The organism is Bacillus sp. AMCV2 (assembly GCF_056033925.1).
In genome coordinates, this window is sequence record NZ_JBVYIB010000002.1 from 1,721,019 (window position 1) to 1,735,488 (window position 14,470).

General features: G+C 42.8%; 12 protein-coding genes. All 12 read left to right on the top strand.

Annotated features, from left to right (window positions below; genetic code table 11):
- Positions 1-88 precede the first annotated feature (88 nt).
- Entirely contained in the window at positions 89-4,402 is a 4,314-nt protein-coding gene (locus AC0OMA_RS09095; RefSeq protein ID WP_015483232.1) for a PolC-type DNA polymerase III, read from the top strand.
- 329 nt (positions 4,403-4,731) lie between these two features.
- A complete protein-coding gene (rimP, locus tag AC0OMA_RS09100; RefSeq protein ID WP_003231915.1) occupies positions 4,732-5,202 on the top strand; it encodes a ribosome maturation factor RimP in 471 nt (156 codons plus the stop codon).
- Positions 5,203-5,236: 34 nt separating this feature from the next.
- Positions 5,237-6,352: a transcription termination factor NusA gene (nusA, locus tag AC0OMA_RS09105; RefSeq protein WP_003231912.1), complete on the top strand. Its 1,116-nt coding sequence runs from the start codon at positions 5,237-5,239 to the stop codon at positions 6,350-6,352.
- Positions 6,353-6,365: 13 nt separating this feature from the next.
- Positions 6,366-6,641: a glucose-induced regulator RulR gene (gene rulR, locus AC0OMA_RS09110; protein ID WP_009967250.1), complete on the top strand. Its 276-nt coding sequence runs from the start codon at positions 6,366-6,368 to the stop codon at positions 6,639-6,641.
- A 1-nt stretch (position 6,642) separates the two neighbouring features.
- A complete protein-coding gene (locus tag AC0OMA_RS09115; protein WP_003220946.1) occupies positions 6,643-6,945 on the top strand; it encodes a YlxQ family RNA-binding protein in 303 nt (100 codons plus the stop codon).
- Positions 6,946-6,964: 19 nt separating this feature from the next.
- On the top strand, positions 6,965-9,112 hold the full coding sequence (gene infB / locus AC0OMA_RS09120; RefSeq protein ID WP_047182617.1) for a translation initiation factor IF-2: 2,148 nt from the start codon (positions 6,965-6,967) through the stop codon (positions 9,110-9,112).
- The gene (locus AC0OMA_RS09125; RefSeq protein ID WP_003231905.1) at positions 9,109-9,387 is read left to right on the top strand and encodes a DUF503 domain-containing protein; all 279 of its coding nucleotides are present in this window, start codon (positions 9,109-9,111) and stop codon (positions 9,385-9,387) included. The genes infB and AC0OMA_RS09125 overlap by 4 nt, the downstream gene beginning before the upstream one ends.
- Before the next feature lie 16 nt (positions 9,388-9,403).
- Complete coding sequence (rbfA, locus tag AC0OMA_RS09130) at positions 9,404-9,757, top strand: 30S ribosome-binding factor RbfA (RefSeq protein ID WP_009967251.1); 354 nt, start codon at positions 9,404-9,406, stop codon at positions 9,755-9,757.
- Positions 9,758-9,838: 81 nt separating this feature from the next.
- Positions 9,839-10,768 carry a tRNA pseudouridine(55) synthase TruB gene (gene truB / locus AC0OMA_RS09135; protein ID WP_181219171.1) on the top strand — a complete coding sequence of 310 codons (930 nt, stop codon included), beginning with the start codon at positions 9,839-9,841 and terminating at the stop codon, positions 10,766-10,768.
- An 18-nt stretch (positions 10,769-10,786) separates the two neighbouring features.
- Positions 10,787-11,737, top strand: coding sequence for a bifunctional riboflavin kinase/FAD synthetase (gene ribF / locus AC0OMA_RS09140; RefSeq protein WP_474222053.1), 951 nt, complete (start codon positions 10,787-10,789; stop codon positions 11,735-11,737).
- 156 nt (positions 11,738-11,893) lie between these two features.
- Positions 11,894-12,163 carry a 30S ribosomal protein S15 gene (gene rpsO / locus AC0OMA_RS09145; protein ID WP_003220957.1) on the top strand — a complete coding sequence of 90 codons (270 nt, stop codon included), beginning with the start codon at positions 11,894-11,896 and terminating at the stop codon, positions 12,161-12,163.
- A gap of 172 nt (positions 12,164-12,335) precedes the next feature.
- A complete protein-coding gene (gene pnp / locus AC0OMA_RS09150; RefSeq protein ID WP_003231897.1) occupies positions 12,336-14,453 on the top strand; it encodes a polyribonucleotide nucleotidyltransferase in 2,118 nt (705 codons plus the stop codon).
- Positions 14,454-14,470: the final 17 nt, after the last annotated feature.

A 14,470-nucleotide genomic window follows, 5' to 3' on the forward strand; every position in this document is an offset into this window, starting at 1 on the left:
AAAACATGTTAAAATAGAAATAATAGAAGGTACCTCATTGCCTGAGGTACCTTCACTTATGATGTTTTTAGGGAGGGATACTGTCTTAATGGAACAGTTATCAGTAAACAGAAGGCAGTTTCAAATTCTTCTGCAGCAGATTAATATGACAGATGATACCTTCATGACCTACTTTGAACATGGCGAGATTAAAAAGCTGACAATTCACAAAGCTTCTAAGTCTTGGCATTTTCATTTTCAATTTAAATCTTTGCTGCCTTTTCAAATATATGACACATTAACAACGAGGCTGACGCAATCGTTTGCCCACATAGCAAAAGTGACATCTTCAATTGAAGTTCAGGATGCCGAGGTCAGTGAAAGTATTGTTCAAGACTACTGGTCACGCTGCATTGAAGAACTGCAGGGCATTTCGCCGCCGATTATCAGTCTTTTAAACCAGCAAAAACCGAAGCTGAAGGGCAATAAACTGATTGTCAAAACCAAAACGGATACAGAAGCGGCTGCGCTAAAGAATAAATACAGTTCCATGATACAAGCAGGCTACCGTCAATTTGGCTTTCCGGATCTTCAGCTTGATGCTGAAATATTTGTATCCGAGCAGGAAGTTCAAAAGTTTCGGGAGCAAAAGCTTGCAGAAGACCAAGAGCGGGCTATGCAGGCCTTGATTGAAATGGAGAAGAAAGATAAAGAAAGTGATGAAGACCAAGCACCATCTGGTCCTCTTGTTATCGGTTATCAAATTAAAGATAACGAAGAAATCCGGACACTTGACAGCATCATGGACGAAGAACGGAGAATTACGGTCCAAGGTTATGTGTTTGATGTGGAGACGCGCGAGCTGAAGAGCGGGCGCACGCTGTGTATCTTCAAAATTACAGACTATACAAATAGTATTTTGATCAAAATGTTTGCACGTGAAAAAGAAGATGCGGCACTGATGAAGTCTCTGAAAAAAGGAATGTGGGTAAAAGCACGCGGAAGCATTCAAAATGATACATTTGTCAGAGACCTTGTCATGATCGCAAATGACGTAAACGAAATAAAAGCAAAAATCCGTGAAGATTCAGCACCTGAAGGAGAAAAAAGAGTGGAATTGCATCTTCATTCCCCAATGAGCCAAATGGATGCTGTTACGGGTATCGGAAAGCTTGTCGAACAGGCGAAAAAATGGGGACATGAGGCCATCGCTTTGACCGACCATGCTGTCGTTCAATCCTTCCCCGATGCGTATTCTGCGGCCAAAAAGCATGGAATTAAAATGATTTACGGGATGGAAGCGAATCTCGTGGATGATGGCGTGCCAATTGCTTATAATGCCGCACATCGTCTGCTCGAAGAAGAAACATATGTTGTTTTTGACGTTGAGACGACAGGATTGTCTGCTGTATACGATACCATTATTGAGCTGGCTGCAGTAAAAGTAAAAGGCGGAGAAATTATTGATAAATTTGAGGCGTTTGCGAACCCGCATCGTCCGCTTTCCGCCACAATCATAGAGCTGACAGGGATCACTGATGATATGCTACAAGACGCTCCGGATGTCGTAGATGTAATAAGAGATTTCAGAGAATGGATTGGCGATGATATCCTTGTCGCTCATAATGCAAGTTTTGATATGGGATTCTTAAATGTAGCCTATAAAAAGCTTCTTGAAGTCGATAAAGCTAAAAACCCAGTCATTGATACGCTTGAACTTGGACGTTTTCTCTATCCGGAATTTAAAAATCACCGGTTGAACACACTTTGTAAAAAGTTTGATATCGAACTCACACAGCATCACCGTGCGATCTATGATACTGAGGCAACCGCTTATTTGCTTCTGAAAATGCTGAAAGACGCAGCTGAAAAAGGCATTCAGTACCATGATGAGTTGAATGAAAATATGGGTCAGTCCAATGCTTATCAAAGATCAAGACCGTATCATGCAACATTACTTGCCGTGAACAGCACGGGACTTAAAAATTTATTTAAGCTTGTGTCACTTTCTCATATTCATTATTTTTACAGAGTGCCGCGTATTCCGAGATCTCAGCTTGAGAAATACAGGGAAGGGCTTCTGATCGGTTCTGCCTGTGACAGGGGAGAGGTTTTTGAGGGAATGATGCAAAAATCGCCTGAAGAGGTGGAAGATATCGCGTCATTCTATGATTACCTTGAGGTTCAGCCGCCTGAAGTGTATCGTCACTTGCTGGAGCTTGAACTGGTCCGTGATGAAAAAGCGCTGAAAGAAATTATTGCGAATATCACGAAGCTGGGGGAAAAGCTTAATAAACCGGTTGTTGCGACGGGAAATGTTCATTACTTGAATGATGAGGATAAAATCTACAGAAAGATTTTAATATCCTCACAAGGCGGGGCAAATCCGCTGAATAGGCATGAACTGCCGAAAGTGCATTTCAGAACGACAGACGAAATGCTTGAAGCTTTTTCTTTCTTAGGTGAAGAAAAAGCGAAGGAGATCGTAGTCACCAATACCCAAAAGGTTGCTTCTTTAGTTGATGACATCAAGCCGATTAAAGATGATTTATATACGCCGAAAATCGAAGGCGCTGATGAAGAGATCAGAGAAATGAGCTATCAGCGTGCAAGAAGCATTTACGGGGAAGAGCTGCCTGAAATTGTCGAAGCGCGGATTGAAAAAGAGTTAAAGAGTATTATTGGCCACGGATTTGCTGTTATTTACTTGATCTCTCACAAACTTGTAAAACGTTCACTAGATGACGGGTATCTCGTTGGTTCCCGTGGTTCCGTAGGATCTTCATTAGTTGCGACACTTACTGAGATTACTGAGGTAAACCCGCTGCCGCCGCACTATGTTTGTCCTGAGTGCCAGCATTCTGAGTTCTTTAATGACGGTTCTGTCGGTTCTGGTTTTGACCTGCCTGACAAGACATGCCCTCATTGCGGAACGCCTTTGAAAAAAGACGGCCATGATATTCCATTTGAAACGTTCTTAGGATTTAAAGGGGACAAAGTACCTGATATCGATTTGAACTTCTCAGGGGAATATCAGCCGCAAGCACACAATTACACAAAAGTATTGTTCGGAGAAGACAATGTATATCGTGCGGGAACAATAGGCACGGTGGCAGAAAAAACAGCTTATGGTTATGTAAAAGGCTATGCCGGAGACAACAATCTTCATATGCGCGGTGCCGAAATAGATCGGCTCGTGCAGGGATGCACGGGTGTAAAACGTACAACTGGACAGCACCCTGGCGGTATTATCGTAGTTCCGGATTATATGGATATTTATGATTTTTCACCGATCCAGTTCCCGGCAGATGCCACAGGTTCAGAGTGGAAAACGACTCATTTTGATTTCCACTCCATCCATGACAACCTGTTAAAACTTGATATTCTCGGACACGATGACCCGACTGTTATTCGGATGCTTCAAGACTTAAGCGGAATAGATCCGAAAACAATTCCGACGGATGATCCTGAAGTGATGAAGATCTTCCAGGGAACCGAATCACTCGGTGTGACTGAAGAACAGATTGGCTGTAAAACGGGCACTCTTGGAATTCCTGAATTCGGAACCCGATTTGTCCGGCAGATGCTTGAAGATACAAAGCCGACCACTTTTTCTGAGCTCGTTCAGATTTCAGGCTTGTCTCACGGAACTGATGTATGGCTTGGCAATGCACAGGAGCTCATCCACAATAATATTTGTGAGCTGAGTGAGGTTATCGGCTGCCGTGATGACATTATGGTTTATTTAATCTATCAAGGCCTTGAGCCGTCCCTTGCCTTTAAAATCATGGAATTCGTGCGTAAAGGAAAAGGATTAACGCCTGAATGGGAAGAAGAAATGAAAAATAACAATGTCCCAGACTGGTATATTGATTCTTGTAAAAAGATTAAATACATGTTCCCGAAAGCCCACGCCGCGGCATATGTCTTAATGGCAGTCCGCATTGCTTACTTTAAAGTGCATCATGCTCTTTTGTATTATGCGGCTTATTTTACCGTTCGTGCAGATGACTTTGATATTGATACAATGATCAAGGGCTCTACAGCAATCAGAGCGGTAATGGAGGATATAAACGCTAAAGGACTTGACGCTTCACCGAAGGAAAAGAACCTTCTGACTGTTTTAGAATTAGCGCTTGAGATGTGTGAGAGAGGCTATTCATTCCAAAAAGTCGATTTATATCGCTCCAGCGCCACAGAGTTTATTATTGACGGCAACAGTCTTATTCCGCCGTTTAACTCTATTCCAGGGTTAGGGACGAACGCTGCTTTGAACATTGTAAAAGCTCGTGAAGAAGGCGAATTCCTCTCAAAAGAAGATTTGCAAAAGAGAGGGAAAGTATCAAAAACGATTTTAGAGTACTTAGATCGCCATGGCTGTCTGGAGTCACTGCCTGATCAAAACCAATTGTCACTGTTCTAATATGGAAAGCAGAATTTCTCAGAAATTCTGCTTCTATGCATACATAAGCGCAAAAAGTGCCATCGTAATATTAGAGTTTCTGTCACTTGCTTAGGTATGAAGGTAAGCGTATATCCATTTGCAATAAAAATATGGTTATGGTATAGTTTTATTGGAAATGCTAACGATTACCGAGGCAAAGAGTGGGGAAACCCGCTCTTTTGTATTGAACAGGAGAATTTTGTCTCGACATGTTCATCGTTTACTTTTTAGCCCCTGCTCTTTTGAAGCAGGGTTTTTATGCAGAGTGACGAGACGAATATGAGATCGACAGCACAAGGAGGAAGAACATGAGCAAAAAAGTGACTGACACCGTTCAAGAAATGGCTCAGCCAATCGTAGACAGCCTTCAGCTGGAACTCGTTGACATTGAATTTGTCAAAGAGGGCCAAAGCTGGTTCCTTCGCGTGTTTATTGATTCCGATGACGGTGTGGATATTGAGGAATGTGCCAAAGTAAGCGAAGCTTTAAGCGAAAAGCTTGATGAGGCAGACCCAATCAGCCAAAATTACTTTCTTGAAGTCTCATCTCCAGGAGCTGAGCGTCCGCTAAAGAAAAAAGCCGATTTCGAAAAATCACTAGGAAAAAACGTATACATTAAGACGTATGAGCCTATTGACGGCGTAAAAGTGTTTGAAGGTGAACTGGCTGAATTTGATGGACAAACAGTGACAGTTGAGATCACGATCAAAACAAGAAAGAAACGGATCAATATTCCGTATGAAAAGATAGCTAATGCAAGATTAGCTGTTACATTCTAATGAATACAAATGTTTTAAGGGGGGAGACCGTTAAATGAGCAGTGAATTATTAGATGCTCTCACGATTCTTGAAAAAGAAAAAGGCATCAGTAAAGAAATTATCATCGAAGCAATCGAAGCTGCGTTAATTTCTGCTTATAAGCGGAATTTTAATCAAGCGCAAAATGTACGGGTGGATCTAAACCGTGAAACTGGCTCCATCCGTGTATTTGCAAGAAAAGATGTCGTTGACGAAGTGTACGACCAGAGATTAGAGATCTCAATTGAAGAGGCGCAGGGCATCCATCCGGAATATATGGTCGGCGATGTCGTCGAAATCGAAGTTACACCTAAGGATTTCGGGCGCATAGCTGCTCAAACAGCAAAGCAGGTCGTCACACAGCGTGTCCGCGAAGCTGAGCGCGGTGTGATTTATTCTGAATTTATCGACCGTGAAGAAGACATCATGACAGGGATCGTCCAGCGTCTGGACAATAAATTTATCTACGTGTCTTTAGGCAAAATAGAAGCCTTGCTGCCGGTTAATGAGCAAATGCCGAATGAAAGCTACAAGCCCCATGACCGCATTAAGGTATATATCACAAAAGTAGAAAAAACAACGAAGGGCCCGCAGATTTATGTGTCAAGAACACATCCAGGCCTGTTAAAGCGTTTGTTTGAAATTGAAGTGCCTGAAATTTATGATGGAACTGTCGAGCTAAAATCTGTTGCCAGAGAAGCCGGCGACCGTTCAAAAATTTCTGTTCGCACAGATGATCCTGACGTGGATCCTGTCGGTTCATGCGTAGGGCCTAAAGGCCAGCGTGTGCAAGCAATCGTCAATGAATTAAAAGGTGAAAAAATTGACATTGTCAACTGGTCCAGTGATCCTGTAGAATTTGTCGCGAATGCGCTCAGCCCTTCCAAAGTGCTTGATGTCATTGTTAATGAAGAAGAAAAAGCGACAACTGTTATTGTTCCTGATTACCAGCTGTCTCTGGCAATTGGCAAAAGAGGACAAAACGCACGCTTAGCTGCTAAACTGACAGGCTGGAAGATTGATATTAAGAGCGAAACGGACGCAAGAGAACTTGGAATCTATCCGAGAGAACTTGAAGAAGATGATGAGCCGCTCTTTACGGAGCCTGAAACTGCTGAATCGGATGAATAAGAGGTGACTTTAGGTGAATAAACACAAAAAGATCCCATTACGCAAATGTGTAGTGACTGGTGAAATGAAGCCTAAAAAGGAACTGATCCGAGTTGTACGGTCGAAAGAAGGCGAAATCTCAGTAGACCCGACCGGAAAAAAGAACGGGCGGGGTGCTTATTTAACGCTGGATAAAGAGTGCATCTTAGCAGCAAAAAAGAAAAACACTTTGCAAAATCAATTTCAATCACAAATCGATGACCAGATTTTCGATGAATTGCTGGAACTGGCGGAAAAGGTGAAAAAATAAAATGTCTGGAATGGAATGGTTTCCCTTGCTGGGTCTGGCCAATCGAGCTCGTAAGGTCGTGTCAGGCGAAGACTTGGTAATAAAAGAAATCAGGAATGCGCGTGCAAAGCTTGTCCTGCTTACAGAGGATGCATCATCTAACACAGCAAAAAAAGTAACTGACAAGTGCAATTATTATAAAGTCCCTTATAAAAAAGTCGAGAGTCGCGCGGTTCTTGGACGTTCTATCGGTAAAGAAGCCCGTGTCGTTGTCGCCGTCACTGACCAAGGTTTTGCGAATAAGCTGATCAGCTTGCTCGATTAATATTTTTGGGGGTGAACGAATGGCTAAAATGAGAGTATACGAATATGCAAAAGCGTTAAATGTTTCAAGTAAGGAAATTTTGACCGCACTGAAGAACATGGATTTAGAAGTGAATAATCACATGGCCATGCTTGAAGAAAAGGCCATTAAAAAGCTTGATGCCAAATATAAAAAAGGCGGCGCAGCTGCTAAATCTCAAAAGCCAGCAGAAACGAACAAAAACAAACAGCCACAAGGGGTTAATCAGCAATCAGCTGGAAATCAACCAAATAAAATTCGAGACGGAAAGAAGAATGACGTGCAGAATAATCAATTTAACAAAAACAAGAAGAATAACAACAACAAAAAAAATAAACGCAACAACAACAATAAAAACCAACATCAGCAAAAGCCTGTAAAACCGAAAAAAGAGCTTCCTGAGAAAATTACATTCTCTGGCACTTTAACAGTTGGCGCACTTGCTGAAGAGCTTGGCAAAGAGCCTTCAGAAATCATTAAAAAGCTGATGCTTCTTGGCGTAATGGCAACCATTAACCAAGAGCTTGATAAAGACACAATCGAACTCATTGCATCAGAATATGGTGTTGAAACAGAAGAGGTCATTGTGCTTGAAGAAACAGAGCTGGAAAAATACGAAGAGCCTGATAATGAAGAGGATCTTGAAATTCGTCCTCCTGTCGTGACAATCATGGGCCACGTTGACCATGGGAAAACAACGCTTCTTGACAGCATCCGTAAAACAAAGGTTGTTGAAGGAGAAGCAGGCGGAATCACTCAGCATATCGGCGCTTATCAAATTGAAGAGAACGGCAAGAAAATCACGTTCTTGGATACACCGGGCCACGCCGCATTTACAACAATGCGTGCACGCGGTGCAGAAGTAACTGATATTACGATTCTTGTCGTAGCTGCCGATGACGGTGTCATGCCGCAAACAGTTGAAGCGATTAACCATGCAAAAGCAGCAGAGGTTCCAATCATCGTAGCTGTGAATAAAATAGATAAAGAATCCGCAAACCCTGACCGTGTGATGCAAGAACTGACGGAATATGGACTTGTCCCTGAAGCTTGGGGCGGAGAAACCATTTTTGTGCCGCTTTCTGCTTTAACTGGAAAAGGCATTGATGAGCTCGTTGAAATGATTTTGCTTGTCAGTGAGGTAGAGGAACTGAAAGCGAATCCGAACCGTCAGGCAAAAGGAACGGTTATTGAAGCTGAACTCGATAAAGGCAGAGGGTCAGTTGCGACGTTGCTCGTACAGACTGGAACACTGCATGTCGGTGATCCGATCGTAGTCGGCAATACATTTGGCCGTGTCCGTGCAATGGTCAACGACATTGGCCGCCGTGTGAAAACTGCCGGCCCGTCAACTCCGGTTGAAATTACCGGTTTGAATGATGTCCCTCAAGCGGGAGACCAATTCCTTGTCTTTAAGGATGAAAAAACAGCTCGTTCTGTCGGTGAAGCCCGTGCTTCGAAACAGCTTGAAGAGCAGCGCAGCGATAAAGCGAAGCTCAGTCTTGATGATTTATTCGAGCAAATTAAGCAAGGTGATGTAAAAGACATCAACCTCATCGTAAAAGCTGACGTTCAAGGATCTGCTGAAGCTTTAACGGCTGCGCTTCAAAAAATTGAAGTAGAAGGCGTTAAAGTGAAAATCATCCATACAGGCGTTGGTGCGATTACTGAATCTGACATTATCTTGGCATCTGCTTCCAATGCAATTGTTATTGGGTTTAATGTGAGACCGGACGGAAATGCTAAGAGTACGGCTGAAGCTGAAAATGTAGATATTCGACTTCACCGTATCATTTACAAAGTAATCGACGAGATTGAAGCTGCCATGAAAGGTATGCTTGATCCTGAATATGAAGAAAAAGTAATTGGTCAAGTAGAAGTACGCCAAACATTCAAAGTATCTAAAATCGGTACAATTGCCGGCGGATATGTTACTGAAGGAACCATTACGCGCGACAGCGGCCTCCGTTTAATTCGTGACGGCGTCGTCATCTTTGAAGGCGAAGTAGATGTTCTGAAACGCTTTAAAGACGATGTGAAAGAAGTTTCACAAGGCTATGAATGTGGTATTACAATTAAGAAATACAATGACATTCGTGAAGGTGACATCCTTGAAGCGTTTGTCATGCAAGAAATTGAAAGAACGTGATCGGATTTGCGGAGTGTGAATGCATCATTTATGATGCAGGATCGCTAAAAGAAAAGCGTGCCGTTCTGAAGCGGGTTTTAACCAGGGTTCAAAACAAGTTCAATGTTTCGATTTCGGAGATTGGCTATCAGGACACCTGGCAAAGAACCAGCTTCGGAATCGCCGCTGTTTCTTCCTCTCGCGTTCAAACAGAAAAAGAACTGCAGCGCGTCCTAGCGTTTATCGATTCTTTTCCTGAAATTGAACGGACGATCACTAGGACAGAGTGGTTTTAACTTAGAGGTGATTGAATTGAGTATGAGAGCAAACCGTGTCGGCGAGCAAATGAAAAAAGAACTCGGTGATATTATCAGCCGCAAGCTGAAAGACCCGAGAATTGGTTTTCTGACAGTAACGGATGTACGTGTATCAGGTGATTTGCAAATTGCAAAGGTGTATATCTCGGTTCTCGGTGACGAGAAAAAACGGGAAGAAGCGCTGAAAGGGCTGGCAAAAGCGAAAGGATTTATCCGATCCGAAATCGGCAGCCGCATCAGACTTCGAAAAACGCCTGAAATTGAATTTGAGTTCGATGAATCAATCGATTACGGAAATCGGATCGAAACACTGATTCACGAATTACATTCAGAGAAACCATCTGAATAAAAAATGAGAGGATAGGCGTATATCGTCTGTCCTCTTTCTTCGTTTAAAAGAAAAAAGCTCAAAAGAAGGAGTGAAAGGCAAATGGTTAACGGAGTTCTCCTTTTACATAAACCTGTTGGCATGACATCGCACGACTGTGTCATGAAGATCCGAAAGCTGTTAAAAACAAAAAAAGTAGGACATACAGGAACGCTCGATCCGGAAGTGTCAGGCGTGCTTCCGATTTGTGTAGGAAGAGCGACAAAAATAGTCGAATACTTAACAGAAAAATCTAAAACGTATGATGCAGAAATAACGCTTGGCTTTTCAACCACAACAGAGGATCAAACCGGAGAAAAGGTGGAAACAAAGCCTGTCAATCACGACATTGATAAAGCGGATGTAGAAAAGGTTTTAAACAGTTTAAAGGGGAAACAAGAACAAATTCCGCCCATGTATTCCGCTGTAAAAGTAAACGGCAAAAAATTATACGAATACGCAAGAGCAGGGATTGAAGTAGAACGTCCGAAACGTATGATAACCATTGAAGACATTGCCCTGACGACAGAGATTAAACATCATGGAGAAACTGCAAGCTTCCGGTTTACAGTGACTTGCTCCAAAGGGACCTATGTAAGGACGCTGGCGGTCATGATCGGAGAAAAGCTCGGATATCCGGCTCATATGTCTCATTTAATCCGTACGGCATCCGGAGATTTTTCTCTCGACGAATGCTTTACTTTTGATGAGCTCGAAGCACAGGCCCAATCCGGAACCGTGGAAGAGCATACAGTTCCTATTGAACGTGCGCTCAATCATTTGCCGAAATGGATCATAAGTGATACATTAGCTAAGAAAGTAGAAAATGGGGCTTTGCTTGAGACGCCCGAGCAGTTTTCTGAATTGACAAGTGAAGACCGTATTGCCGTCTTTACTGAATCCGGAACCTGCTTGGCGATCTATTTCCCTCATCCTGCAAAAAAAGGGCTGCTAAAGCCGGCAAAAGTATTGATGCAAAAAAGCGAACAATAGAAAAAAGGTGACCGTTCTGTGAAGACGATACATATGACACATCCTCATCATTTAATAAAAGAGGAGCAGGCAAAATCAGTGATGGCGTTAGGTTATTTTGACGGCGTTCATCTCGGGCATCAAAAGGTAATCGGCACAGCGAAGCAAATAGCCGAAGAAAAAGGCCTGACATTGGCTGTGATGACCTTTCATCCCCATCCTTCTCACGTGTTGGGCAGAGATAAGGAACCAAAGGATCTGATTACACCTCTTGAAGACAAAATAAACCAAATTGAACAATTAGGCACAGAAGTTCTGTATGTCGTTAAATTTAATGAAGTGTTTGCTTCTCTTTCTCCTAAGCAGTTTATAGACCAGTATATTATCGGCCTAAATGTGCAGCACGCAGTGGCAGGCTTTGACTTTACGTACGGCAAATACGGCAAGGGAACAATGGAGACCATGCCGGATGATTTAGACGGAAAAGCTGGGTGCACAATGGTAGAAAAATTGACGGAGCAGGATAAAAAAATCAGTTCTTCGTATATCCGTACCGCGCTTCAAAACGGAGATGTTGAATTGGCGAATGTCTTGCTTGGACAGCCTTATTTTATTAAAGGAATTGTCATTCATGGTGATAAAAGAGGGCGGACCATCGGGTTTCCGACAGCAAATGTCGGTTTAAATAACAGCTATATCGTTCCGCCCACAGGTGTATATGCCGTAAAAGCGGAAGTGAACGGCGTTGTTTACAATGGCGTTTGCAATATTGGCTATAAGCCGACGTTTTATGAAAAGCGCCCTGAGCAGCCTTCCATCGAGGTCAATCTGTTTGATTTCGATCAGGAAGTATATGGAGCCGCTATAAAAATCGAATGGTATAAACGGATCCGGAGCGAGCGGAAATTCAATGGCATCAAAGAATTAACTGAGCAAATTGAGAAAGATAAGCAGGAAGCCATCCGTTATTTCAGCAATTTGCGGAAATAACTTGCAACGCACACAAATTTTATTCTAAAATATTTGCATATAGGCGCGATTTTTAGTATGATAGTTTTCGTAGTCTTAAAACCATTGCTTGGCAATCCGAAGTCACCGACGGTTGCTAGGTAACTGGGGCTAAATATGATTTGGAGGTGAAACAGGATGGCAATTACTCAAGAGCGTAAAAACCAACTCATCAATGAGTTCAAAACACACGAATCTGATACTGGATCTCCAGAAGTTCAGATCGCTATCCTAACTGACTCAATTAACAACTTGAACGAGCATTTACGTACTCACAAGAAAGACCACCACTCACGTCGCGGTCTTCTTAAAATGGTAGGTAAGCGTCGTAATCTTCTTACGTATCTGCGTAATAAAGACGTAACTCGTTACCGTGAGTTAATTAACAAACTAGGCTTACGTCGATAATCGTAAAAAGCGGGAGGATTCCCGCTTTTTTATCGTATTAAAGCGAAATTTCTTATAACAAATCATTGAAATCCTTTTACATACTACTTTGACATTGATATGTTCAATTCATTTCGTTCATAATAGGAGTAATTGATTATTTCACACAACGAAGAGAGGAGTTCGTAATTGTATGGGACAAGAAAAACATGTCTTTACCATAGATTGGGCCGGAAGAACGCTAACTGTTGAAACCGGCCAGCTTGCCAAACAGGCAAATGGTGCTGTGATGATCCGCTACGGTGATACAGCAGTACTTAGTACAGCAACCGCTTCAAAAGAACCTAAACCGCTTGATTTCTTCCCTCTTACTGTAAACTATGAAGAAAGATTATATGCGGTAGGGAAAATTCCGGGCGGATTTATTAAAAGAGAAGGACGTCCAAGTGAAAAAGCGGTTCTTGCCAGCCGTTTAATTGACCGTCCGATCCGTCCTTTGTTTGCCGATGGATTCCGTAATGAAGTTCAAGTCATCAGCATTGTCATGAGTGTTGACCAAAACTGCTCTTCAGAAATGGCTGCCATGTTCGGTTCATCTCTTGCACTTTCTGTATCGGATATTCCGTTTGAAGGACCGATTGCAGGGGTTACTGTCGGACGCATTGATGATCAATTTATCATTAACCCGACAGTCGATCAGCTTGAAAAAAGCGACATCAATCTTGTCGTTGCCGGCACGAAAGATGCGATTAACATGGTAGAAGCGGGAGCGGACGAAGTTCCTGAGGAAATCATGCTTGAAGCCATTATGTTTGGCCATGAAGAGATTAAACGCCTGATTGCATTCCAAGAAGAAATTGTTGCAGCAGTCGGCAAAGAGAAATCTGAAATTAAGCTCTTTGAAATTGATGAAGAGCTTAATGAAAAAGTAAAAGCTTTGGCAGAAGAGGATCTGCTGAAAGCCATCCAAGTTCATGAAAAGCATGCCCGTGAAGATGCCATTAACGAAGTGAAGAACGCAGTTGTGGCAAAATTCGAGGATGAAGAACATGATGAAGACACAATCAAGCAAGTGAAGCAGATTTTATCCAAGCTGGTGAAAAATGAAGTTCGCCGCTTGATTACTGAAGAGAAAGTAAGACCGGACGGCCGCGGTGTCGATCAAATCCGCCCGCTCTCTTCAGAGGTTGGCCTCTTGCCAAGAACGCACGGTTCAGGCCTATTTACAAGGGGACAAACTCAGGCCCTCAGCGTATGTACGCTAGGTGCTCTGGGAGATGTGCAAATCCTTGACGGCTTAGGTGTCGAAGAGTCGAAACGTTTTATGCATCATTACAACTTCCCGCAATTCAGCGTTGGGGAAACAGGACCGATGCGAGGACCGGGACGTCGTGAAATCGGACACGGAGCACTGGGTGAGCGTGCGCTTGAGCCAGTTATTCCGTCTGAAAAAGACTTCCCTTATACTGTCCGTCTTGTTTCAGAAGTGCTTGAATCAAACGGTTCTACATCTCAAGCAAGCATTTGCGCAAGCACACTTGCAATGATGGATGCCGGTGTACCGATTAAAGCGCCAGTTGCTGGTATTGCGATGGGTCTTGTCAAATCAGGCGAACATTACACTGTCTTGACTGACATCCAAGGCATGGAAGACGCGCTCGGGGATATGGACTTTAAAGTAGCGGGAACTGAAAAAGGCGTAACGGCCCTGCAAATGGACATTAAAATTGAAGGCCTTTCCAGAGAGATTCTTGAAGAAGCGCTTCAGCAGGCGAAAAAGGGCAGAATGGAAATCCTCAACAGCATGCTTGCAACATTAAGCGAATCAAGAAAAGAGCTTTCTCGATATGCGCCTAAGATCTTAACAATGACCATTAATCCTGATAAAATCCGCGATGTCATCGGACCAAGCGGAAAACAAATCAATAAGATCATCGAAGAAACCGGTGTTAAAATTGATATTGAGCAGGACGGCACAATCTTTATTTCCTCTACAGATGAAAGCGGCAACCAAAAAGCGAAAAAAATCATCGAAGACCTTGTTAGAGAGGTTGAAGTCGGCCAACTTTACCTAGGTAAAGTGAAACGGATTGAAAAATTCGGGGCTTTCGTTGAAATTTTCAGCGGAAAAGACGGTTTGGTGCACATTTCAGAGCTTGCGCTTGAACGCGTAGGGAAAGTTGAAGATGTTGTAAAAATCGGAGACGAGATTCTTGTCAAAGTCACTGAAATTGATAAACAAGGACGAGTGAATTTATCCCGCAAAGCGGTGCTCCGTGAAGAGAAAGAAAAAGAAGAACAACAATCTTAAATGAAAACATAAAAGGA

What these genes read in the sequence shown, in the direction of transcription:
- rpsO (WP_003220957.1), top strand. Translation starts at nt 11,894, where the DNA reads ATGGCAATTACTCAAGAGCGTAAAAACCAACTCATCAATGAGTTCAAA.
- infB (WP_047182617.1), top strand. Translation starts at nt 6,965, where the DNA reads ATGGCTAAAATGAGAGTATACGAATATGCAAAAGCGTTAAATGTTTCA.
- nusA (WP_003231912.1), top strand. Translation starts at nt 5,237, where the DNA reads ATGAGCAGTGAATTATTAGATGCTCTCACGATTCTTGAAAAAGAAAAA.
- truB (WP_181219171.1), top strand. Translation starts at nt 9,839, where the DNA reads ATGGTTAACGGAGTTCTCCTTTTACATAAACCTGTTGGCATGACATCG.
- rimP (WP_003231915.1), top strand. Translation starts at nt 4,732, where the DNA reads ATGAGCAAAAAAGTGACTGACACCGTTCAAGAAATGGCTCAGCCAATC.
- pnp (WP_003231897.1), top strand. Translation starts at nt 12,336, where the DNA reads ATGGGACAAGAAAAACATGTCTTTACCATAGATTGGGCCGGAAGAACG.
- AC0OMA_RS09095 (WP_015483232.1), top strand. Translation starts at nt 89, where the DNA reads ATGGAACAGTTATCAGTAAACAGAAGGCAGTTTCAAATTCTTCTGCAG.
- AC0OMA_RS09115 (WP_003220946.1), top strand. Translation starts at nt 6,643, where the DNA reads ATGTCTGGAATGGAATGGTTTCCCTTGCTGGGTCTGGCCAATCGAGCT.